The organism is Actinophytocola xinjiangensis, from assembly GCF_001921215.1.
Classification (GTDB): domain Bacteria; phylum Actinomycetota; class Actinomycetes; order Mycobacteriales; family Pseudonocardiaceae; genus Actinophytocola; species Actinophytocola xinjiangensis.
Genome location: NZ_MSIF01000048.1, coordinates 1 through 21,969 on the forward strand (window position 1 = coordinate 1; position 21,969 = coordinate 21,969).

Annotated in this window: 17 protein-coding genes; 6 read left to right on the forward strand and 11 right to left on the reverse strand. The window is 71.1% G+C overall.

Annotated features, from left to right (window positions below; genetic code table 11):
• The coding region (locus BLA60_RS41320; RefSeq protein WP_075138567.1) for a class III extradiol ring-cleavage dioxygenase family protein at positions 1-558 on the reverse strand (558 nt) is incomplete at its 3' end.
• Between the two features lie 231 nt (positions 559-789).
• On the opposite strand from BLA60_RS41320, the gene BLA60_RS41325 reads away from it, so the two are divergent.
• On the forward strand, positions 790-2,424 hold the full coding sequence (locus BLA60_RS41325) for a DUF349 domain-containing protein (RefSeq protein WP_084736182.1): 1,635 nt from the start codon (positions 790-792) through the stop codon (positions 2,422-2,424).
• Between the two features lie 55 nt (positions 2,425-2,479).
• On the opposite strand, the gene BLA60_RS41330 is transcribed toward BLA60_RS41325, so the two are convergent.
• Together BLA60_RS41330 and miaB are read right to left on the reverse strand one after the other, a co-directional pair.
• Positions 2,480-2,977, reverse strand: a complete 498-nt coding sequence (locus BLA60_RS41330; protein WP_075138582.1) for an Rv2732c family membrane protein — start codon at positions 2,975-2,977, stop codon at positions 2,480-2,482.
• Complete coding sequence (miaB, locus tag BLA60_RS41335; RefSeq protein WP_075138568.1) at positions 2,974-4,440, reverse strand: tRNA (N6-isopentenyl adenosine(37)-C2)-methylthiotransferase MiaB; 1,467 nt, start codon at positions 4,438-4,440, stop codon at positions 2,974-2,976. The genes BLA60_RS41330 and miaB overlap by 4 nt, the downstream gene beginning before the upstream one ends.
• A 176-nt stretch (positions 4,441-4,616) precedes the next feature.
• Here miaB and BLA60_RS41340 point away from each other — a divergent pair, with 176 nt between their 5' ends.
• The 4 genes from BLA60_RS41340 to BLA60_RS41355 all read left to right on the forward strand — a co-directional run bounded on the left by BLA60_RS41340 (position 4,617) and on the right by BLA60_RS41355 (position 7,968).
• Positions 4,617-5,345: an amino acid ABC transporter ATP-binding protein gene (locus BLA60_RS41340; RefSeq protein WP_154814989.1), complete on the forward strand. Its 729-nt coding sequence runs from the start codon at positions 4,617-4,619 to the stop codon at positions 5,343-5,345.
• 82 nt (positions 5,346-5,427) lie between these two features.
• Positions 5,428-6,291, forward strand: coding sequence for a glutamate ABC transporter substrate-binding protein (locus BLA60_RS41345; RefSeq protein WP_075138570.1), 864 nt, complete (start codon positions 5,428-5,430; stop codon positions 6,289-6,291).
• A gap of 82 nt (positions 6,292-6,373) precedes the next feature.
• Positions 6,374-7,048 carry an amino acid ABC transporter permease gene (locus BLA60_RS41350; protein WP_075138571.1) on the forward strand — a complete coding sequence of 225 codons (675 nt, stop codon included), beginning with the start codon at positions 6,374-6,376 and terminating at the stop codon, positions 7,046-7,048.
• Entirely contained in the window at positions 7,045-7,968 is a 924-nt protein-coding gene (locus BLA60_RS41355) for an amino acid ABC transporter permease (protein WP_075138572.1), read from the forward strand. The genes BLA60_RS41350 and BLA60_RS41355 overlap by 4 nt, the downstream gene beginning before the upstream one ends.
• Before the next feature lie 136 nt (positions 7,969-8,104).
• Here the strand turns inward: BLA60_RS41355 and BLA60_RS41360 are convergent, their stop codons facing one another.
• From BLA60_RS41360 to BLA60_RS41395, 8 genes are all read right to left on the reverse strand, one after another.
• A complete protein-coding gene (locus tag BLA60_RS41360; protein WP_075138573.1) occupies positions 8,105-8,869 on the reverse strand; it encodes a succinate dehydrogenase/fumarate reductase iron-sulfur subunit in 765 nt (254 codons plus the stop codon).
• The gene (locus tag BLA60_RS41365) at positions 8,866-10,779 is read right to left on the reverse strand and encodes a fumarate reductase/succinate dehydrogenase flavoprotein subunit (protein ID WP_075138574.1); all 1,914 of its coding nucleotides are present in this window, start codon (positions 10,777-10,779) and stop codon (positions 8,866-8,868) included. The genes BLA60_RS41360 and BLA60_RS41365 overlap by 4 nt, the downstream gene beginning before the upstream one ends.
• Positions 10,780-10,788: 9 nt before the next feature.
• Entirely contained in the window at positions 10,789-11,589 is an 801-nt protein-coding gene (locus tag BLA60_RS41370) for a hypothetical protein (protein ID WP_075138575.1), read from the reverse strand.
• 457 nt (positions 11,590-12,046) lie between these two features.
• A complete protein-coding gene (locus BLA60_RS41375) occupies positions 12,047-12,634 on the reverse strand; it encodes a regulatory protein RecX (protein WP_084736183.1) in 588 nt (195 codons plus the stop codon).
• Positions 12,635-12,638: 4 nt separating this feature from the next.
• Positions 12,639-13,685 carry a recombinase RecA gene (gene recA / locus BLA60_RS41380; RefSeq protein WP_075138576.1) on the reverse strand — a complete coding sequence of 349 codons (1,047 nt, stop codon included), beginning with the start codon at positions 13,683-13,685 and terminating at the stop codon, positions 12,639-12,641.
• A gap of 188 nt (positions 13,686-13,873) precedes the next feature.
• Positions 13,874-14,068: a DUF3046 domain-containing protein gene (locus BLA60_RS41385; protein WP_075138577.1), complete on the reverse strand. Its 195-nt coding sequence runs from the start codon at positions 14,066-14,068 to the stop codon at positions 13,874-13,876.
• Positions 14,069-14,213: 145 nt separating this feature from the next.
• Positions 14,214-16,013 carry an Hsp70 family protein gene (locus BLA60_RS41390; protein WP_075138578.1) on the reverse strand — a complete coding sequence of 600 codons (1,800 nt, stop codon included), beginning with the start codon at positions 16,011-16,013 and terminating at the stop codon, positions 14,214-14,216.
• A gap of 1 nt (position 16,014) precedes the next feature.
• Entirely contained in the window at positions 16,015-17,958 is a 1,944-nt protein-coding gene (locus tag BLA60_RS41395; RefSeq protein ID WP_075138579.1) for an Hsp70 family protein, read from the reverse strand.
• Between the two features lie 123 nt (positions 17,959-18,081).
• Between BLA60_RS41395 and BLA60_RS41400 the strand changes: the two genes are divergently transcribed.
• Positions 18,082-21,969 (forward strand): DEAD/DEAH box helicase (locus BLA60_RS41400; RefSeq protein ID WP_075138580.1); only part of this gene is annotated, 3,888 nt, incomplete at its 3' end.

The following is a 21,969-nucleotide window of genomic DNA, read 5'->3' on the forward strand; positions in this document are numbered from 1 at the left end:
GGGGTCGAGGGCAAGCAGGGCGGCCGGGGCGGCGTCGGCGGGCGCTGCGTGCACGGCGTCGTCGAACGCGCCGGCCCGCGGGTCGGGGCGGCCGACGGCGCGCTCGCCGTGGCGGTGCGAGCCGTCGCCCAGGACGAGCAGGCCGACCGGGTCGTCCCCGGCGCCCAGCCGCTCCCCCAGCGCGCGGCAGTCCTCGGTCGGCAGGTCGGGCGGGACGAGCCGGACGGTCACCTCGGTGGCGCCGACCCGTTCCCGCAGCCACCCGGCGACCAGCGCGGGCAGCGGCATCGCCGGGTCGGGCACCCCGCCGGCGCCCTTGGTGAGCACGACCGGGACGTCGACGCCGAACCCGGCGAAGGTCCCGGTCCGGTGGCGGTCCACCTCGCGCGGGCCGGTGGGGTCGGCGCCGACGGCGAGCCAGCGGGGCGCGACGGCCGCCAGCTCGACGGCGACCTCGACGGCGGCCTCGCGTACCCGCCGCGCGTCGGGGTCGTCCCCGGACACGAGTTCGGGCACCAGCAGCGGCGGGTGCGCGACGACGGCGGCACGGACGATCACGGTGTTCGAGGCTACCGACCCCCTCGAAGGTGAACTCTCCGGACTCAAGGCGTCACACTGTGCTGTTGGAGTCCACCGTGGAGTACCGGGGCGGGCCATGACCTGTTTGAATGCGCGCGGGTACCACGCTATTTTCGACGGCCCCTGGCGGGCCGGGTACCGACGTTGCCAGGCCCCGCGGGAGCGGGGCGCCCGCACGCACGCGGGCAACGCAGGCGGGAGGAGCCGGCCATGACGGACAGGGACACGAGCCAGGAGACGAGCGCAGCCCAGGTCGAGGGTTCGACCAACGGGATCGCCGACAGCGTCGGCGTCCCTGCCGATCCGACGAACCCGGACCCCGATCCGGCCACGGCACAGACCGAGCCGGAGCCAGAGCCGGCCCCCGAACAGGTCGACCCGGCACCCGAGGCAGCGGCCGAGGCGGCACCCGAAGTGGTGGCCGAGACCGCCGCCCCTGACTCGGCGGCCGAAGCAGCGCCGGAAGCGGCGACCGAGACAGCACCCGAGACAGCAGCCGAGGCACCGGCGGCCGAGGCACCCACGGCCGAGGTCACGGCCGAGGCTCCGGTCGCGCCGCCGCCGTCGAGTGTCGCGCCGCCGCCGGCCGCGCCGATGGCCGCCGCCATCGGGCCGGTGGCCGAGGCGTCGGCGAACCCGGGCAAGTGGGGCCGGGTCGACGCGGACGGCACGGTCTACGTGACCACCGCCGACGGCGAGCGGGCCGTCGGGTCCTGGCACGCCGGTGAGCCGGCCGAAGGCCTGGCCCACTACGCGCGCCGCTTCGACGACGTGCGCACCGAGGTGGAGCTGCTGGAGGCGCGGCTGACCGCCGGTTCCGGCGACCCCAAGCACACGCTGACCAGCGCCAACCACATCAAGGACGGCCTGGCTGACGCCGCGCTCGTCGGTGACCTCGCCGGGCTGTCCGCGCGGATCGAGCACGTGCTCGACCGGGCGCGCCAGGCCGTCGAGTCGGTCAAGCACGCCCGCGACGAGGCCCGCCAGCAGGCGGTCGTGCGCAAGCAGGACCTGGTGGCCGAGGTGGAGAAGATCGCCGAGTCGTCCACCCAGTGGAAGGCCGCGGGCGACCGGCTGCGCGCGATCCTCGACGAGTGGAAGACGATCAAGGGCGTCGACCGCAAGACCGACGACCAGCTGTGGAAGCGGTTCTCCAAGGCCCGCGACACGTTCAACCGGCGCCGGGGCTCGCACTTCGCCGACCTCGACCGCCAGCGCGGAGCCGCCAAGGAACGCAAGCAGGAACTGGTCAAGATGGCCGAGGAGCTGTCCGAGTCCGACGACTGGGGCACCACCGCGGCCCGCTACCGCGACCTGATGACCGAGTGGAAGGCCGCCGGCCGCGCCCCGAAGGAGGCCGACGACTCGCTGTGGCAGCAGTTCCGGGCCGCCCAGGACGCGTTCTTCAGCCGCCGCTCGGCGGTGTTCAACGAGCGCGACGCCGAACTGGTGGACAACGCCAAGCGCAAGGAGGCGCTGCTCGCCGAGGCGGACAAGATCAACCCGAAGGGTGATCTGGAGGCCGCCCGGGCTCAGCTGCACCGCATCCAGGAGCGCTGGGACGAGGTCGGCAAGGTCCCGCGCGAGCGCATCCGCGAGCTGGAGGGCAAGCTCCGCGCGATCGAGGACAAGGTCCGCAACGCCGCCGACGCCCAGTGGCGGCGCACCGACCCGGAGGCCGAGGCGCGGGCCGCCCAGTTCCGTGAGCGGGTGGAGCAGTTCGAGGCCCAGGCCGCCAAGGCCCGCGCGGCCGGCGACAAGCGCCGTGCCGAGCAGGCCGAGGCACAGGCCGCCCAGTGGCGCGAGTGGCTGGCCGCGGCCGAGAACGCGGTCGCCAGCCGCTGACCCCGCACACGAAACGGGTCCCGCCGAGGCGGGACCCGTTTCGTCTGTCCGGGGGTCAGGCCGGGGGTTCGGAGGTGGGTTCGGTGGTGGGCCGCGACCAGGCGACCCGGAACCACTGGGCGGCGATCACGACCATGGCGACCTCGGCCAGGATCAGGCCGATGCCCAGGTCACCCCGGGAGGACTGGCGCGACCAGATCGCCAGCACCCCGTCGACCGAGGCGAACCAGCCGCCCAGCGCCGCGGCCCAGGCGAAGAACCACAGCCGGCTCATCAGCCCGATGGCCGAGGCGATGACACCGAAGCCCAGCGAGGTCGCGGCGAACAGCCGCGGGATCATCGACGCCTTGCCCGTGGCGTCCGGCGAGGTGCCGAGCAGCACGTCGTAGCCGGCGGCGTCGCCCATCCACGGCAGGACCAGGCCCACGATCAGCACGAACACCGCGATGGCGATGGTCATCGCCTGCCGGCCGTCCAGCTCGACGGTCCGCGCCGCGTGCCGCTCGACCTGGTCGATCTCCTTGCGCAACTCGTCCTCCGGGTCCTCGGTCACCGCACCGCGCACCCGTCGGCCGGCGCGGGCTCCGGACGGCCGAAGGACGGCAGGCCGAGCCCCACACCGGGGGTCTTCGGGCGCAGACCGGACTCGTGGTTGTCGCCGGCCCTGGTCCGGCGGTGGGTCAGCAGCGGGCCGTCGGCGACCAGGTGGTGCGGGGCCGCGTAGGTCACGACCGTCTCCACCACGTCACCCGGCCGGACCGAGGCGTCACCGGGGGCGAAGTGCACCAGTCGGCCGTCGCGGCCGCGGCCGCTCAGGCGCTGGGTGTCGGCGTCCTTGCGGCCCTCGCCGACCGAGACCAGCACCTCCACCGTCGTCCCGACCAGCGCGCGGTTCTGCGCCCAGGAGACCTCGTCCTGCACGGCGATCAGCCGGTCGAAGCGCTCCTGGACGACCTGCTTGGGCAGCTGGTCGGGCAGTGTCGCCGCCGGGGTGCCCGGCCGCTTGGAGTACTGGAAGGTGAACGCGCTGGAGAACCGAGCGGCCCGCACGACCTCCAGCGTCTGCTCGAAGTCCTCCTCGGTCTCGCCGGGGAAGCCGACGATGATGTCGGTGGTGATCGCCGCGTCGGGCATCGCCGCCCGGACGTTCTCGATGATCGACAGGTACCTGGCCTGCCGGTAGGACCGGCGCATCGCCTTGAGCACCCGGTCGGACCCGGACTGCAACGGCATGTGCAGCTGGTGGCACACGTTCGGTGTCTGCGCCATCGCGGCGATCACGTCGTCGGTGAAGTCCTTCGGGTGCGGCGAGGTGAACCGCACCCGCTCCAGGCCCTCGACCTCGCCGCAGGCGCGCAGCAGCTTGCCGAACGCCAGCCGGTCGCCGAACTCCACGCCGTAGGAGTTCACGTTCTGCCCCAGCAGCGTGACCTCCAGGACACCCTCCGCGACCAGTGCCCGCACCTCGGCCAGCACGTCGCCCGGCCGGCGGTCCTTCTCCTTGCCGCGCAGCGACGGAACGATGCAGAACGTGCACGTGTTGTTGCAGCCGACCGAGATCGACACCCAGCCGGCGTGCGCGGAGTCGCGGCGAGCGGGCAGTGTCGAGGGGAACACGTCGAGTGACTCCAGGATCTCCACCTGGGCGCTCTCGTTGTGCCTGGCCCGGTCCAGCAGCACCGGCAGCGAGCCGATGTTGTGCGTGCCGAACACGACGTCCACCCACGGTGCCCGCCGGACGATCTCGCCCCGGTCCTTCTGCGCCAGGCAGCCCCCCACGGCGACCTGCATGCCGGGGTTGGCGAGTTTGGTGGGTCGCAGGTGGCCGAGGTTTCCGTAGAGCTTGTTGTCGGCGTTCTCCCGGACGGCACAGGTGTTCAGCACGACGACGTCTGGCACCCCGTCCGCCTCGGCCGGCGCGTAACCCGCGTCCTCCAGCAGGCCGGCCAGCCGCTCGGAGTCGTGCACGTTCATCTGGCAACCGAACGTACGAACCTGGTAAGTGCGCGTGCTCATCTCAGCAACCGAGGATACCGGTGTGACCTAGTTGAAACCCTACTGGTTGCCCCAAACCGATGATTCGGCGAGCGAAGGAGGGTAAGTTCCCGCCATTACCTGGCCACTAGTGTTCACTCCCCTGACTGAAACGCGCGCGTGGAGGATTGATGACCGAAGCGAACACCGCACCGCCGATGATCCGGATGGTCGAGGTGGACAAGTACTTCGGGCCGCTGCACGTGCTCAAGAACATCACCCTTGAGGTTCCCCGCGGCCAGGTGGTCGTCGTGCTCGGCCCGTCGGGGTCCGGCAAGTCCACCCTGTGCCGGGCGATCAACCGGCTGGAGCCGATCAACTCCGGTGTCATCGAGGTCGACGGCAAGCCGCTGCCCGCCGAGGGCCGGGAGCTGGCCGGGCTGCGCGCCGACGTGGGCATGGTGTTCCAGTCGTTCAACCTCTTCGCCCACAAGACCATCGTGGACAACGTCATGCTCGCCCCGATCAAGGTGCGCAAGATGGCCAAGTCCGACGCCCGGCGCACCGCGATGGAGCTGCTGGAGCGGGTCGGCATCGCCAACCAGGCCGAGAAGTACCCGGCCCAGCTCTCCGGCGGCCAGCAGCAACGCGCCGCGATCGCCAGGGCACTCGCGATGAAGCCCAAGGTCATGCTGTTCGACGAGCCGACCTCGGCGCTCGACCCCGAGATGATCAACGAGGTGCTGGACGTGATGACCACCCTCGCCGAGGAGGGGATGACCATGCTGGTCGTCACCCACGAGATGGGCTTCGCCCGCAACGCGGCCAACCGTGTGGTGTTCATGTCCGACGGTGACATCGTCGAGGACGCCACTCCCCAGGAGTTCTTCACCGCGCCGAAGTCGGCCAGGGCGAAGGACTTCCTGAGCAAGATCCTCACTCACTGACGGGACTCACGGCCGAGTCCCCGGACGGGTTACGGATACGGACGACCCGCGCTCGCGGGTGGACAGATCGGAAGGAACGAACATGCGGTTCAGCCGAGTACTGCGTGCCGGCGCGGTCGCCGCGGCGGCCACTCTCGCGCTCGCGGCCTGCGGCGGCGGGGGCGACGACAGTGGCAGCGGCGACGGTGGTGGCGACGGCGGGGGTGTCAGCTTCGACAACCTGGTCATCGGCATCAAGTTCGACCAGCCCGGCGTCGGCCAGAAGACCCCGGACGGCTACGCCGGGTTCGACGTGGACGTCGCCAAGTACGTCGCCAAGGAACTCGGCGTCGACGAGTCGAAGATCGAGTTCATCGAGGCCAAGTCCCCCGACCGCGAGCAGCTGATCAAGCGCGGTGACGTCGACTTCATCGTCGCGTCGTACTCGATCAGCGACAAGCGCAAGGAGGAGGTCACCTTCGCCGGCCCGTACTTCGTGGCCCACCAGGACCTGCTGCTGAGCGCGGACAACACGTCCATCGCCAGCGAGGAGGACCTCAAGTCCTCGGCGCTGAAGCTGTGCTCGGTCACCGGGTCCACCTCCGCGCAGAACGTGCGGGACGACTTCGCGCCGCAGGCCCAGCTGCAGGAGTACAGCTCCTACTCGCAGTGCCTGACCGGTGTGGAGAGCGGCCAGCTCGACGCGCTGACCACCGACGACACCATTCTCGCCGGCTACGCCGCGCAGCCGGCCAACCAGGGCAAGTTCAAGCTCGCCGGCCTGAACCTGTCCGACGAGTTCTACGGAATCGGCCTGGAGAAGGGCAACACCGAGCTGCAGTCCGCGATCAACGACGCGATCAAGAAGATGATCGACGACGGCTCGTGGGCGAAGTTCGTCGAGTCCAACCTCGGCCCGGCCGGCTACGAGACCCCGGAAGCCCCGGAGATCACCGAGACCAGCTGATCAAGTGAAGGTGGCGTGTCGCGGACCTCGCGACGCGCCACCTTCTCCTTGTTCAGGAGGAAAGGCGAGGGTGCGATAGCTCGTGTTCGACTTTCTCGATCCACAGGAGTACGACCTCCTCGGTGCGTTCTGGGTGACCGTCCAGCTCACGGTCTACTCCGCGATCGGCTCGCTGATCTGGGGAACGATCCTGGTCGGGATGCGGGTCAGCCCGGTGCCGATGATGCGCGGGTTCGCCTCCGCGTACATCACGCTGGTGCGCAACACCCCGCTGACCGTGATCATCGTGGCGTGCTCGCTGGTGCTCAAGGACACCCTCGGCTTCACCATCGCCGGGGAGACCGTCGAGGACCAGAACTTCTGGTTGGCGATCCTCGGTTTCGTCGCCTACACCTCGACGTTCGTCTGTGAGTCGCTGCGCGCGGGCATCAACACCGTGCCGGTCGGCCAGGCGGAGGCGGCGCGCGCGCTGGGCCTCGGGTTCAACCAGGTCCTGGGCATCGTCGTACTGCCCCAGGCGTTCCGGTCGGTGGTCGCGCCGCTGAGCAGTGTGCTGATCGCGCTCACCAAGAACACCACGGTGGCCTCGGCGATCGGTGTGGCCGAGGCGGCCTGGTTGATGAAGGAGATGACCGAGAACGAGAGCGACGCGATCCTGCTGGTGTTCGCGATCTTCGCCCTCGGGTTCGTGGTTCTCACCCTGCCGACGGGGCTGTTGCTCGGCTGGGTGTCCAGGAAGGTGGCGGTGAAGCGATGAGTGCCCCCTCGGTCCTCTACGACCAGCCGGGCCCCCGGGCCAAGCAGCGCAACATCATCTACACGGTGCTGTTCGTCGCCGTGCTGGCCGGTGTGCTGTGGTGGGCGCTGGACCTGATGAACGACGCCGGTCAGCTCGAATGGGTGAAGTGGGAGCCGTTCTTCGCCGACGGGACGACCTGGACGACCTACCTGCTGCCCGGGTTGCAGGCCACAGCCATCGCGGCCGGGCTGGCGATGGTGATCGCGTTGCCGATCGGCGCGTTCTTCGGCATCGCGCGGATGTCGGACCACCGGGCGGTGCGGGCACCGGCGGGCATCGTCGTGGAGTTCTTCCGCGCGGTCCCGGTGCTGCTGCTGATGGTGTTCGCGAACGAGGCCTACGCCCTGTTCACCGACATCGAGCGGGACGTGCGGCCGCTGTACGCGGTGGTCACCGGCCTGGTGCTGTACAACGCGTCGGTGCTGGCCGAGGTGGTGCGGGCCGGCATCCTGGCGCTGCCCAAGGGCCAGACCGAGGCGGCGCTGGCGGTCGGCATGCGCAAGGGCCAGCTGATGACCAACGTGCTGCTGCCGCAGTCGGTCACCGCGATGCTGCCGGCGATCGTCAGCCAGCTCGTGGTGATCGTGAAGGACACCGCGTTGGGCGGCGCGATCCTGGGCTACGCCGAACTGCTCAACGAGTCCGGTGCCGCGAACAGCAACGCCGGCGGTACGTCCACCATCGCCCAGCTCACGGCCGTCGCGATCGTCTACATCATCGTGAACGCGGCCCTCACGTGGCTGGCCAGCTGGCTCGAACGGCGCATGCGCCGCAGCAAGAAGAGCACCGGCGCGGTCGTCGGCGGCGGCATGGTCGAGGAGCAGGCCCCCGGCATGCACCTCACCGGCGGCCGGTCCGGCGAGTCCGGCAGCGCCTGACAACGCACGACCAGAAAAGCGGCCCCGGGACACCGGGGCCGCTTTCTTGTCGGCACGGTCAGGTGACCGTCCCGCCGACGGACGACAACGGCGGCCCCGCGTAACGCGGGGCCGCCGTTTCGTGTCAGTGCTGGGGTCAGTGCTTGTTGTGGCTGCCCCGGCGGAAGAGCTGGTTGCCCAGCCAGACGATCGGGTCGTACTTGCGGTCGGCGACGCGCTCCTTCATCGGGATCAGCGCGTTGTCGGTGATCTTGATGTGTTCCGGGCAGACCTCGGTGCAGCACTTGGTGATGTTGCAGTAGCCCAGGCCGTGCTCGTCCTGCGCGTCGCGCGTGCGGTCCTCGGTGTCCAGCGGGTGCATCTCCAGCTCGGCGATCCGCATGAGGAAACGGGGGCCGGAGAAGGACTCCTTGTTCTCCTCGTGGTCACGGATCACGTGGCAGGTGTTCTGGCACAGGAAGCACTCGATGCACTTGCGGAACTCCTGCGAGCGTTCCACGTCGCGCTGCTTCATCCGGTACTCGCCAAGGCCCAGGTTCTCCGGCGGCGTGAAGGACGGGACCTCGCGGGCCTTCTGGTAGTTGTACGACACGTCGGTGACCAGGTCGCGGACCACCGGGAACGTACGCAGCGGGGTGACGGTGATCGTCTCCTGCTCGGTGAACACCGACATCCGGGTCATGCACAGCAGGCGCGGCATGCCGTTGATCTCCGCCGAGCACGAGCCGCACTTGCCGGCCTTGCAGTTCCAGCGCACGGCCAGGTCCGGGGCCTGGGTCGCCTGCAGGCGGTGGATGATGTCGAGGACGACCTCACCCTCGTTCACCTCGACGACGAAGTCCTCGAGCCCGCCGGACGTGTCGTCCCCGCGCCATACCTTGAAGTTGCCCTTGTAGCTCACTGTCCGGCCCTCCCCGAGTGCTGCGTGAGCTCCTCGTCGGTGTAGTACTTCTCAAGCTCGGAGAGCTCGAAGAGTTCGAGCAGGTCCTCGCGCATCGGCTCCTGCGGCTTGGCGGCGACCTCGGCGTGCGTGCCGCGCTCGTCGGACGAGCAGACCAGCAAGGTGTTGCGCCACTGGGCATCCATGCCGGGGAAGTCGTCGCGGGTGTGGCCGCCTCGGCTCTCGGTGCGCATCAGCGCGGCCTTGGCGACACATTCGCTCACCAGCAGCATGTTGCGCAGATCCAGGCTCAGGTGCCAGCCGGGGTTGAACTCGCGGCGGCCCTCGACGGCGACGAACCGCGCGCGCTCCTTGAGCTCCACCAGCTTGTCCAGCGCCTGCTGGACCTCCTCCTCCTTGCGGATGATGCCGACGAGGTCGTTCATCGACTGCTGGAGTTCGGCGTGGATCGTGTACGGGTTCTCCGCCTGGCCCTCGGTCGGCCAGTCGAACGGGGCGACCGCGCGGTTCGCCGCGTCGTCCACATCGGACTCGGAGATCGTCGGGCGCTCCGCCAGGCCGTCCAGGTAGGACACCGCGCCGAGGCCCGCGCGCCGGCCGAAGACGATCAGGTCCGACAGCGAGTTGCCGCCGAGGCGGTTGGACCCGTGCATGCCGCCGGCGACCTCACCCGCGGCGAACAGGCCCGGCACGACCGAGGACGCGGTGTCCGGGTCGACCTCGACGCCGCCCATCACGTAGTGGCAGGTCGGGCCGACCTCCATCGGCTGGCTGGTGATGTCCACGTCGGCCAGTTCCTTGAACTGGTGGTACATCGAAGGCAGCCGGCGGCGGATCTCGTCGGCCGGCAGGCGGCTGGCGATGTCCAGGAACACGCCGCCGTGCGGTGACCCCCGGCCGGCCTTGACCTCGGAGTTGATGGCGCGGGCCACCTCGTCGCGGGGCAGCAGGTCAGGCGTGCGGCGGTTGTTGTCCTGGTCCTTGTACCAGGCGTCCGCCTCCTTCTCCGTCTCCGCGTACTGACCCTTGAAGACGTCGGGGATGTAGCCGAACATGAACCGCTCGCCGGTGGAGTTCTTCAGCACCCCACCGTCGCCGCGCACACCCTCGGTGACCAGGATGCCCTTGACGCTGGGCGGCCAGACCATGCCGGTCGGGTGGAACTGCACGAACTCCATGTTGATCAGGGTGGCGCCGGCGCGCAGCGCGAGCGCGTGGCCGTCGCCGGTGTACTCCCAGGAGTTCGAGGTGACCTTGAACGACTTGCCGATGCCGCCGGTGGCCAGCACGATCGCCGGGGTCTCGAACAGCAGGAACTTGCCGCTGTCGCGCCAGTAGGCGAACGCGCCGGAGATCCGGTCGCCGTCCTTGATCAGCTCGGTGATCGTGCACTCGGGGAAGACCTTGAGCATGGCCTCGTAGTCGCCGTGCTCCTCGAAGTCCTCCTGCTGCAGCGAGACGATCTTCTGCTGCATGGTGCGGATCATCTCGAGGCCGGTGCGGTCACCGACGTGCGCGAGCCTCGGGTAGGTGTGCCCACCGAAGTTGCGCTGGCTGATCCTGCCGTCCTTGGTGCGGTCGAACAGCGCGCCGTAGGTCTCCAGCTCCCAGACGCGGTCCGGGGCCTCCTTCGCGTGCAGCTCCGCCATCCGCCAGTTGTTGAGGAACTTCCCGCCACGCATGGTGTCGCGGAAGTGGACCTCCCAGTTGTCCTTGGCGTTGACGTTGCCCATCGAGGCCGCACAGCCGCCCTCGGCCATGACCGTGTGCGCCTTGCCGAACAACGACTTGGTGACGATGGCGGTGCGCTTGCCCTGTTGCCTGGCCTCGATCGCGGCCCGCAGTCCGGCGCCGCCGGCACCGATGACCACGACGTCGTAGGCGAAGCGTTCGACCTGAACCTGAACCATGAGTCCTTCTCAGTTAAAGATCCGCAGGTCGGTGATCCAACCGGCGGCCACGGCCATGATGTAAGCGTCGGTCAGGATCACCGTGACGAGCGAGATCATGGCGAACTGGCCGTGCCGCACGTTGAGCTTCGACACGAAGGTCCAATAGCGGTAGCGCAGCGGGTGCTTGGAGAAGTTCTTGAGCCGGCCGCCGACGATGTGCCGGCAGGCGTGGCAGGAGAGGGTGTAGGCGAGCAGCATGGCGACGTTGATCAGGATGATCACGGTGCCGACGCCCATCCCGATGCCGCCGTCCTTGCCGTGGAAGGACAGGACGGCGTCGTAGATGTTGATGCAGGCGAAGACGAGCGCGCCGTAGAAGAAGTACCGGTGGGCGTTGAGGATGACGAGCGGGAACTTGCTCTCGCCGGTGTACTTCTTGTGCGGCTCGGGGACCGCGCAGGCCGCTGGCGCCATGAACAGCGAGCGGTATCCGGCCTTGCGGTAGTAGTAGCAGGTGCCCCGGAAGCCGGCGAGGATCACGAAGGTGATGAACGCCATCGGCAGGAACGCCGGGATCTCCCCCATGGGCTGACCGAAGTGGCTCGACCCCGGCACACAGGATGTGCTCAGACAGGGCGAGTACAACGGAGTGAGGTAGTGCTCCTCCGGAGCCCAGTACCACTGGTTCATGAAGATACGAACCGTGGCATAGAGGATGAAGAAGATCAGGATCGCGCCGGTGGTCAGCGGGTAGACCCGCCAGCCGTCGGTTCGAAACGTGCGCTCGGGTATTTGCGCCCGACCCGGGGCACCGACGCCTGCCTTCATTGTTGTCCTCGACTCCAGACGACAGATTTGATTGTCAGAGACTAACCGTGATCAGCGGGTGTGGCGGCGTTCCGCGTGTCACACACCAGCAGTACGGCGCCGTGCCCCCAACGCTGCCGCCGGTGGCGCATGCAGGATTACCACATGCCAGGAAACCCCCGGTCGGCGGCCTGTGGCGAAGGTGGTGTGCGGCACCCCGGCTGGTCATCCGCTGACCGTACTCCTGGCCGGGACAGGGTAGTGGAGGACCTACGGTTTGTGTTGCCCAGCCCACTCGGGAATTTTGTATACAGTTTCTCGCGCTGGTGTGCCGGCCGGTCCTTTTCCGGTCCCGAACCGATTCCGCGAGCCGGGGGATCCGGGCCGCTGACCTCGGCCTGTCCGGCGAAATCCCCGCGATACCAACGGTTCTCACCCGGCGGCGGGCGCACTGGTGGATCGTTCCAGTGCGCCGGGGTCAGAGCGGCCCGTCGAGCAGGTCGGTTTCCTCGCCGGCCGCGCGGAGTTCGTCGCGGACCACGCGGAAGGCGAGACCTTCGGAGTAGCCCCGGCGGGCGAGCATGCCGACGAGCTTGCGGACGCGGGCGGTGTCGTCGGCGGCGGTGAGCGAACGCAGACGTTTGCGGACCAGCTGGCGGGCCCGCTCCTCCTCCGCCTCGTCGTCCACTGTGGCCATCGCGTCGGCGGCGACGTCGTCGGCGACGCCCTTGCGACGCAGCTCCATGGCCAGCGCGCGGCGGCCGAGGCCCTGGTGGGTGTGCCGCGACCGCACCCACAGGTCGGCGAAGGCCGCGTCGTCGATCAGGCCGACCTCGTCGAGGCGGCCCAGGACCTGGTCGGCGACCTGGTCGGTGATCTCCTTGCGCAGCAAGGCCTGACGCAGTTCGGCGCGGGTGCGGGGACGCACGGTCAGCAAACGCAGGCAGATGTCCTTCGCCCGCTGGGTCGGGTCCTGGTCGGTCTGGGCGGCCGGGAGCCGGCCGGCCCGCGCCGGGCCGGAGGACGAGTCACGTCCGCTCGTCCTCCGGGAGCCCGTGCTGGTCATCGGCTCAGAAGTCGACCGGTGCGGGCGCCGGCTCGGCCTCGGCGTCGAGCTTGGCGCCGATCCCCAGCTTGTCCTTGATGCGCTTCTCGATCTCGTTGGCGATGTCGGGGTTGTCACGCAGGAACTTCCGCGCGTTCTCCTTGCCCTGGCCCAGCTGGTCGCCCTCGTAGGTGTACCAGGCACCGGACTTGCGCAGGATGCCCTGCTCGACACCCATGTCGATGAGCGAGCCCTCGCGGGAGACGCCCTTGCCGTAGAGGATGTCGAACTCGGCCTGCTTGAACGGCGGCGCGACCTTGTTCTTCACGACCTTGACGCGGGTGCGGTTGCCGACCGGCTCGCCGCCGTCCTTGAGCGTCTCGATGCGACGGACGTCCAGGCGGACCGAGGCGTAGAACTTCAGCGCCTTGCCACCGGTCGTGGTCTCCGGGGAGCCGAACATCACGCCGATCTTCTCGCGCAGCTGGTTGATGAAGATCGCGGTGGTGCCGGAGTTGTTCAGCGCACCGGCGATCTTGCGCAGCGCCTGGCTCATCAGACGGGCCTGCAGACCGACGTGGTTGTCGCCCATCTCGCCCTCGATCTCGGCCCGGGGCACCAGCGCGGCGACCGAGTCGATCACCAGGATGTCGAGCGCGCCGGAGCGGATCAGCATGTCCGCGATCTCCAGCGCCTGCTCACCGGTGTCGGGCTGGGAGACCAGCAGGGCGTCGGTGTCCACACCCAGGGCCTTGGCGTACTCGGGGTCCAGCGCGTGCTCGGCGTCGATGAACGCCGCGATGCCGCCGGCCTTCTGCGCGTTGGCCACCGCGTGCAGGGCCAGCGACGTCTTACCGGACGATTCCGGGCCGTAGATCTCCACGACGCGGCCGCGCGGCAGGCCGCCGATGCCCAGCGCCACGTCCAGGGCGATGGAGCCGGTCGGGATGATCTCGATCGGTGCCCGGCTCTCGTCGCCGAGACGCATGACCGAGCCCTTGCCGAAGTTCTTGTCGATCTGAGCGAGGGCGAGATCGAGCGCCTTCGTCCGGTCGGGTGCTGCTGGTGCCATCTGGGATCCACCTTGGTTGCTTCGAGGCCGTTTTGAACTCACGCTTCGACGCTATCTGGAGGGGCCGACAGTTTCGGGTCGCGACGAGCGACCTGTGGACAGCTGACCCGGTTGTGGACAACCAGGCTAGCCGAACTGGTGTTCGAGGCGCTCGCGACACGCCGAGGAGTACTATGCGCCGCCCCGAGCTAGCGACGGTCCGGGGGCACCTCGAACGCGTCGCAGACGGCACGCCAGATCTCCTTGGCCGGCACACCGGCCTCCAGGGCCTGGTCCACCGTGCGGCTGCCCAGCGAGCTGAACACGTGGTCCCGGGCCATCATGTCGGCCCGGATCTCGCCGAACTCGTCGGCCATCATCTTGCGGAACACCGTGATACGCATCGACACCAGCCTACGAGACCCGGAGGATGGCGGACATGGCGCCAACCAGCCTGGAGTCGACGTTGATCGACATCGCGATCCTCGCCGGCCTGATCGTGACCATCGTCCTGGGCATCCGCGCGCTGCGGAACCGCCGCTAGACCGCCTAGGTGCCCGGCTGGACGCTGGACTCGAAGAAGTCGGCCAGGGCGTCGGGGGTGAACTCGTCGGAGGCGCGCAGTTCGGTCTTGCTCAGCCAGCCGACCAGCGGGCGGTCCTTGACGGTGAACACGAGCACACCGGTCCCCCCGCTCACCCCCGCCCGGTACTGCCCGTCCAGGCCGTTGCCGCGCCACTGGGCCTGGACGTGGTCGCCCTCGGTCATGTTGCCCAGCTGGGTCGTGGCGGTCTGCTGGGCGTCGGCCACCGAGGCGACGTGGGCGTAGCTGACCCGGTAGCCCTGGGTCAGCACGCACGAGACGTCGGCGTCGGAGTCCGCGCCGGCCGGGCGGCACTCGCCGTCGGCGACGGTGCCGGCGAGCTGGCGCAGGCAGGAGGTGAAGCCCTCGCCGTCGGGGTCGCCCTTGCTCTGGCAGCTCTCCGCCGTCGGCAGGCCGTCGTCGTCGGGCTGGAGCAGGAAGATCGAGCCGACGGCGGCGAGCGAGACCACCACGGCGGCGATGAGCCCGATGATGATCCGCCGGCGGGTGCCGCCGGACGCGGCCGGCGCCGGCGAGGGCGTCGGGGCGGGTGGCGGCGGAGGCGGCGGGGTGTAGGCCGGCCCGACCGGCTGGTGGGCGACCGGCTGGTGCGCGGCGGGCGGGGTGACCGGCTGGATCGCCGGCTGCGTCGCCGGCTGGGCGCCACCGAGGCTGTGCGTGCGCATGCTGACGCCCTCGCGCGTCACGTGGTGCGCGCCGAGACCGACGGCCGTCTCCGGCTGGTCGAGGCTGGTCGGCACGACCCGCAGCTGCTCGGCGATCAGCGTCGCGACCAGCGGGATCCGGCTGGAGCCGCCGACCAGGTAGATGCCGCCCAGCCGGTCGGGCGTCAGGCCGGTGGAGCGGATCGTGCCGGCCAGCAGCTCCACGCTGCGCAGCATGCTCGGCCGGATCAGCGCCTCCAGCTCGACCCGGGTGACCAGCACGTCCGGGAACGGCTCTGGCAGCGGCACCTCGGTCTGCGGGTGGCGGGACAGCGACTCCTTCGCCGCCTTGACGTCCTCGGCGATCGCCCGCCGCGCGCGCCGGTCGGCGGTGGTCTCCGGGCGCAGCAGGTTCTGCCAGCGGCCGGGCCCCTTGTGGGACACCTGCCGGCCGACGTGTTCGAGCAGCGCCTGGTCGACGTCCAGGCCGCCGAGGTCGGGCAGCCCGGCTTCGGCCAGCACGGTGAACCCGTTCTGGGTGGCGCCGACGATGGCCACGTCGAACGTGCCGGCGCCCAGGTCGTACACGGCGATCGCCTGGCCGGGGGCCAGCGCCTGCCCGGGGAAGGACGCGAAGTGCGCGGCGGCGGCCACCGGCTCCGGCACGAGCACCAGGTTCGGTCCGAGGCCGGCCAGCCGGGCGGCGGCGAGCAGCACGTTGCGCCGGGCCGGGCCCCACTGGGCGGGGTGGGTCAGCCGCACCTCGTCGGGCTTGGCGCCGCCGAGCTGGCGGGAGGTCTCGTCGGCGACCCTGGCGAACACCGCCGAGAGCACGTCGGTGACCGGCACGACCCTGTCGCCGAGCAGCAGGGTGCCCTCGTCGACCCGCCGCTTGGGGTTGGGCTCGAAGCGGGCCGGGTCCAGCCGGGCGCGCCGCTCGGCGTCCCGCCCGACGACCAGCTGGCCGTCGTCGGCGAGGAACAACGCCGAGGGCATGGTGGCCGAGCCGTCGACCTCGACCACCCTGGGCTGGCGGCCGTGCGCGGCCAGCACGGCCACCGTGTTGGAGGTGCCGAGATCTACCGAGAGGACGACGGTCACGTCAGGCGCCTCCGTCACTTCCTGGCTTGACGTGCTGGTCGTAGAAGTCGGTGATCGACGAGCTGCCGGAGCCGGTCAGGTCGGCGCGGATGAGCACGCCGAGCACCGGTGAGTCGTCCACGCTGAAGATCAGCAGCCCGACGCCGCCGGCCTCGATGGAGGTGTAGCTGCCGTTGAGCCCGTCGCCGTCCCAGGTCCCGTTGTTCTGGTCGCCGGTGGCGCCGCTGACGGCCTCGAACTCCTGGTTGAAGGTGTCGATGTACTCCTGGGCGTTCTGCGTGCCGTCGCGGCTGTCCGACGAACCGAAGTGCATGTAGATCACGGTGTGGTCGTCGGCCATGGTGCAGGTCGCCGAGGTCGTGTTCGGTGCTCCGAGGTTGTCGGCGTTGAGCGGGTTGATCGCGCCCTTCTGGCACTCGTTGTGCTCGGGCACCGATCCGGCGAGCTGGCGCATGCACTCGCTGAAGCCCTGGTCGTCGGGCTGGTTGCTGGCGCAGCTGGCGGTCGTGTCACCACCGCCGCCACCGCCGGAGGTGACGATCAGCACGGTGACCACGGCGATCACCACGACCGCGATCACCCCGGAGGCGATGTACCAGGGCTTGGCGGACCGTTTCGCGACCGGCGGCGGCCCGAAGTTCACCGGCGGCGGAGGTGGCGGCGGCTGGGGCAGCGGCTGTGGCCCCGACGGCGGCCCGAGCCGCTGCGGCCCGCTGGCCGGGAACGCGCTGGGCACCGGCGCCGCCGGAGCCCCTGACGGAGACAGTGTGGGAGTGGCCGCCGGGGTCGGGAACGCCGCCCGGGGCGTGACGACCCGCGCCGTCCGCTGAACATCCTCAATGGTGTTGCTGATGTCACTGGTACGCATGGTGACGCCCTCCTGCGGCACGTGGTGCGCACCGAGGGCGACGGCCGTTTCCGGCTGGTCCAGGCTGGTGGGGACGACCTTGAGCTGCTCGGCGATCAACGTCGCGATCAGCGGGATCCGGCTGGAGCCACCGACCAGGTAGATGCCGACCAGCCGGTCGGCGGTCATGCCGGTGGAGCGGATCGTGCCGGCCAGCAGCTCCACGCTGCGCAGCAGCCCCGGCCGGATCAACGCCTCCAGCTCCAGACGGGTGACCAGCACGTCGTCGAACGGCTCCGGCAGCGGCACCTCGGTCTGCGGGTGGCGCGACAGCGACTCCTTCGCCGCCTTGACGTCCTCCCTCAGCGCCCGCTGGGCACGCCGGTCAGCCGTGGTGACCGGCCGCAGCAGGCTCTGCCACCGAGCCGGCTCCTTGTGCGAGACCTGACGGCCGACGTGCTCCAGCAGCGCCTGGTCGACGTCCAGGCCACCGAGGTCGGGCAGGCCGGCCTCGGCCAGCACCACGAACCCCTTCTGGGTGGCACCGACGATGGCCACGTCGAACGTGCCGGCGCCCAGGTCGTACACCGCGAGCGCCTGGTGGGCGACCAGCGTCTGCCCCGGGAAGGACGCGAAGTGCGCCGCCGCGGCCACCGGCTCCGGCACCAGGACGAGGTTGGCCCCCATCCCGGCCTGCCGGGCGGCGGAGAGCAGCACGTTGCGCCGCACCGGCCCCCACTGGGCGGGGTGGGTGAGCCGCACCTCGTCGGGCTTGGCGCCGCCGAGCTGACGGGAGGTCTCGTCGACGACCCGGCGCAGCACGCCGGCCAGCGCGTCGGTCACCGGAACGACCTGGTCACCGAGCAGCAGCGTGCCCTCGTCGACCCGCCGTTTGGGGTTGGGCTCGTAGCGGGCCGGGTCCAGCCGGGCCCGCCGCTCGGCGTCCCGCCCGACCACGAGAGCGCCGTCGTCGTCGGCGAACACGGCCGAGGGCATCATCGACGCGCCGTCCACGTCGACCACCCGCGGCGGCCGCCCGTGCGCGGCGAGCACGGCAACCGTGTTGGACGTGCCGAGATCCACCGACAGGACGTTCACGTCATTCCCTTCACGATGCTTGTGGGGAGATGCTGCCATGACGAGGTCGCCCAGCGGGACCGGTCCCAGAGATCCGCACCCCACGGACGCGAACCTGTCGGTGAACGGAGTCATGATGGATCGGTGAGCCCAGTCCTCGACCTCTTCACCCCGGCGACCAGACAGTGGTTCACCGGCGCCTTCGCCAGCCCCACCACCGCCCAGGACGGTGCCTGGCGGGCGGCGGCGGCCGGCGAACACGCCCTGGTCGTGGCCCCCACCGGCTCCGGCAAGACCCTCGCCGCCTTCCTCTGGGCCCTGGACCGCCTGGCGGGCGCCCCCCGCCCGGCCGAACGCACCCGACGCTGCCGGGTGCTCTACGTCTCCCCCCTCAAGGCCCTCGCGGTCGACGTCCAGCGCAACCTGCGGGCCCCGCTCGCCGGCATCAGCCAGGCCATGCAGCGCCTGAACCTCGGTGACCCGGGGATCACCGTCGGTATGCGTACCGGCGACACCCCGGCCGAGGAACGACGGGCCTTCACCCGCACCCCGCCCGACATCCTGGTCACCACCCCCGAGTCCCTGTTCCTGCTGCTCACCTCGGCCGCCAGGGAGTCGCTGCGCGGGGTGGAGACGGTGATCGTCGACGAGGTCCACGCGATGGTCGGCAGCAAGCGCGGCGCCCACCTCGCGGTGTCCCTGGAGCGCCTGGACGAGCTGCTCGGCGCCCCGGCCCAGCGGATCGGGCTGTCGGCCACGGTCCGGCCGATCGACGAGGTCGGCACGTTCCTCGCCGGCGCCCGGCCGGTCACGGTGGTCGCCCCGACGATCGGCAAGACCATCGAGATGCGGGTGGTCGTGCCGGTCGAGGACATGACCGAGCTGGACGGGCCACCGCCGCCGGACGGCCCGGTCACCCCCGATCCGGATCTCGACGAGCCGGCCCCCCGGCGCCCGTCGATCTGGCCGGCGGTGGAGGACCGGGTCCTGGAACTGGTCCGCCAGCACCGGTCGACGATCGTGTTCGCCAACTCGCGCCGGCTGGCCGAGCGGCTGACCTCACGGCTCAACGAGCTGGCCGCCGAACGCCCGGTGCTGCCGGCCGACGTCGGCCGGTTCCCGGCCGAGGCGATCGCCGAGTCCGGCTGGGCGGCGGGCGTGGCCCAACCGACCGTGGCCCGCGCGCACCACGGCTCCATGTCGCGCGAGCAGCGGACCTCGGTCGAGGAGGACCTCAAGTCGGGCCGGCTGCCGTGTGTGGTGGCGACGTCCTCGCTGGAGCTGGGGATCGACATGGGCGCCGTGGACCTGGTCATCCAGATCGAGGCGCCGCCCTCGGTCGCGTCCGGGATGCAGCGGGTGGGCCGCGCCGGGCACCAGGTCGGGGCGGTGTCGCGGGGGGTCATGTTCCCGAAGTTCCGGGGCGACCTGGTGTCCTGCGCCGTGGTCGCCGAGCGGATGGCGCAGGGCGCCATCGAGTCGATGCGCTACCCGCGCAACCCGCTGGACGTGCTGGCCCAGCACGTCGTGGCGATGGTGGCCCTTGAGCCGTGGCCGGTCGACGAGCTGGCGGCGCTGGTCCGCCGGGCGGCGCCGTTCGCGGCGCTGCCGGACAACGCGCTGCACTCGGTGCTGGACATGCTGGCCGGGCGCTACCCCAGCGAGGAGTTCGGCGAGCTGCGGCCGCGGATCACCTGGGACCGGGTCAACGGCGAGCTGCGTGGCCGGCCGGGCGCCCAACGCCTGGCCGTCACCTCCGGCGGCACGATCCCCGACCGGGGCCTGTTCACCGTGATGACCCCGGCCGGCGAGAACGGGCCGGGTTCGCGGGTCGGCGAGCTGGACGAGGAGATGGTGTACGAGTCGCGGGTCGGCGACACCTTCCTGCTCGGCACCTCGGCGTGGCGCATCCAGGACATCACCCACGACCGGGTCATCGCCGTGCCGGCGCCGGGTGAGCCGGCGCGGATGCCGTTCTGGAAGGGCGACGCGCCCGGCCGCCCGCTCGAACTGGGCCGGGCGCTGGGCCGGTTCCTGCGCGAGGTGTCCGGGATGGGTGAGGCCGACGCGCGCGCCAGGACCGCCGCCGCCGGCCTGGACCCGCTCGCGGCCAACAACCTGATCGCCTACCTGGCCGAGCAGAAGGACGCGACCCGGCACGTGCCCAACGACCGCACGATCCTGGTCGAGCGGTTCCGTGACGAGCTGGGCGACTGGCGGCTGGTGGTGCACTCGCCGTTCGGCGCGCAGGTCAACGCGCCGTGGGCGCTGGCCATCGGCGCGCGGCTGCGGGAGCGGCGCGGCGTGGAGGGCCGGGTCGCGCACTCCGACGACGGCATCGTCATCCAGCTGGCCGACACGGTCGACGACGACGGCCGGGAGATCGTCGCCGGCGCCGAGGACGTGCTGCTCGACCCCGAGGAGGTCGAGCAGATCGTGGTGGCCGAGGTCGGCGGGTCGGCGCTGTTCGCGTCGCGGTTCCGGGAGTGCGCGTCGCGGTCGCTGCTGCTGCCCCGGCGCGACCCGCGCCGCCGCACACCGCTGTGGCGCCAGCGGCAGCGCTCGGCCCAGCTGCTGTCGGTCGCGGCGAAGTACGAGCGGTTCCCGGTGGTGCTGGAGGCCATGCGGGAGTGCCTGCAGGACGTCTACGACGTCGCCGGCCTGCGCGAGCTGATGACCGACGTGCGGTCGCGGCGGGTGCGGGTGGTGGAGGTCGAGACGCCGTCGGCCTCGCCGTTCGCCCGCTCGATGCTGTTCGGCTACGCCGGCATGTTCCTCTACGACGCCGACCAGCCGCTGGCCGAGCGGCGCGCGGCCGCGTTGTCGCTGGACAGCTCGCTGCTGGCCGAGCTGCTCGGCTCGGAGGCGATCCGCGAGCTGCTCGACGTCGACGTGCTGGCCGAGGTGGAGCGCTCGCTGCAGCGCCTGGACCCCGACCGCCCGCCCCGGCACGCCGAGGACGCGGCCGACCTGCTGCGTTTCCTCGGCGACCTGACCGACGAGGAGGCGCTGGCGCGGGGCGTGCCGGCCGGGTGGCTGGCCGAGCTGGTCGGGCAGCGGCGGGTGATCCGGGTACGGATCGCCGGCCAGGACCGCAACGTGATCATCGAGGACGCGGGGCGGTTGCGCGACGCCCTGGGCACGGCGCTGCCCGTCGGCGTGCCGGAGGCGTTCACCGAGCCGGTGGCCGACCCGCTGGGTGACCTGCTCGCCCGCTACGCCCGCACCCACGGCCCGTTCACCGCGGCCGACGCGGCGGCCCGGTTCGGCCTGGGGGCCGCGGTGGTCACCGGGGTGCTGGACCGGATGGTCGGCACCGGGCGGATGGTGCGCGGCGAGCTGCGGCCGGGCGGCACGCACACCGAGTACTGCGACGCCGACGTGCTGCGCCGGCTGCGGCGGGCATCGCTGGCGAAGCTGCGCTCGGAGGTCGAGCCGGTCGAGCCGGCGGCGCTTGGCCGGTTCCTGCCGGCCTGGCACGGGGTCGGGCGGCGGCTGCGCACGACCCCGACGGCCGACGACGTGCTGTCGGTGGTGGAGCAGCTGGCCGGGGCGCCGCTGCCGGCCAGCGGGCTGGAGTCGCTGGTGCTGCCCTCGCGGCTGCCCGGCTACTCGCCGGCGCTGCTCGACGAGCTGACCACCGCCGGCGAGGTCACCTGGTGCGGTACCGGGTCGCTGGCCGGCGGTGACGGCTGGATCGCGCTCGCCCCCGCCGACGTGGCCGACCTGCTGCTGCCCGACGTCGAGGACACCGTCCCGGACTCGGCCCTGCACACCGCGGTGCTCGCGGCGATGGACGGCGGCGCGCTGTTCTTCCGGCAGCTGGCCGACCGGGCCGGCGCGCTGCTGGCCGAGGCCGGCGAGCAGCCCCCAGCCGACGCGGACACGGTCACCGCCCTGTGGGACCTGGTGTGGGCCGGTCTGGTCACCAACGACACGGTCGCCCCGCTGCGCGCGCTGGTGTCCGGCCGGGGCGCGACGCACCGGCCCCGGGCCTCGGCGCCGCGCGGGCGCTACGCCCGGCTGCGCGGC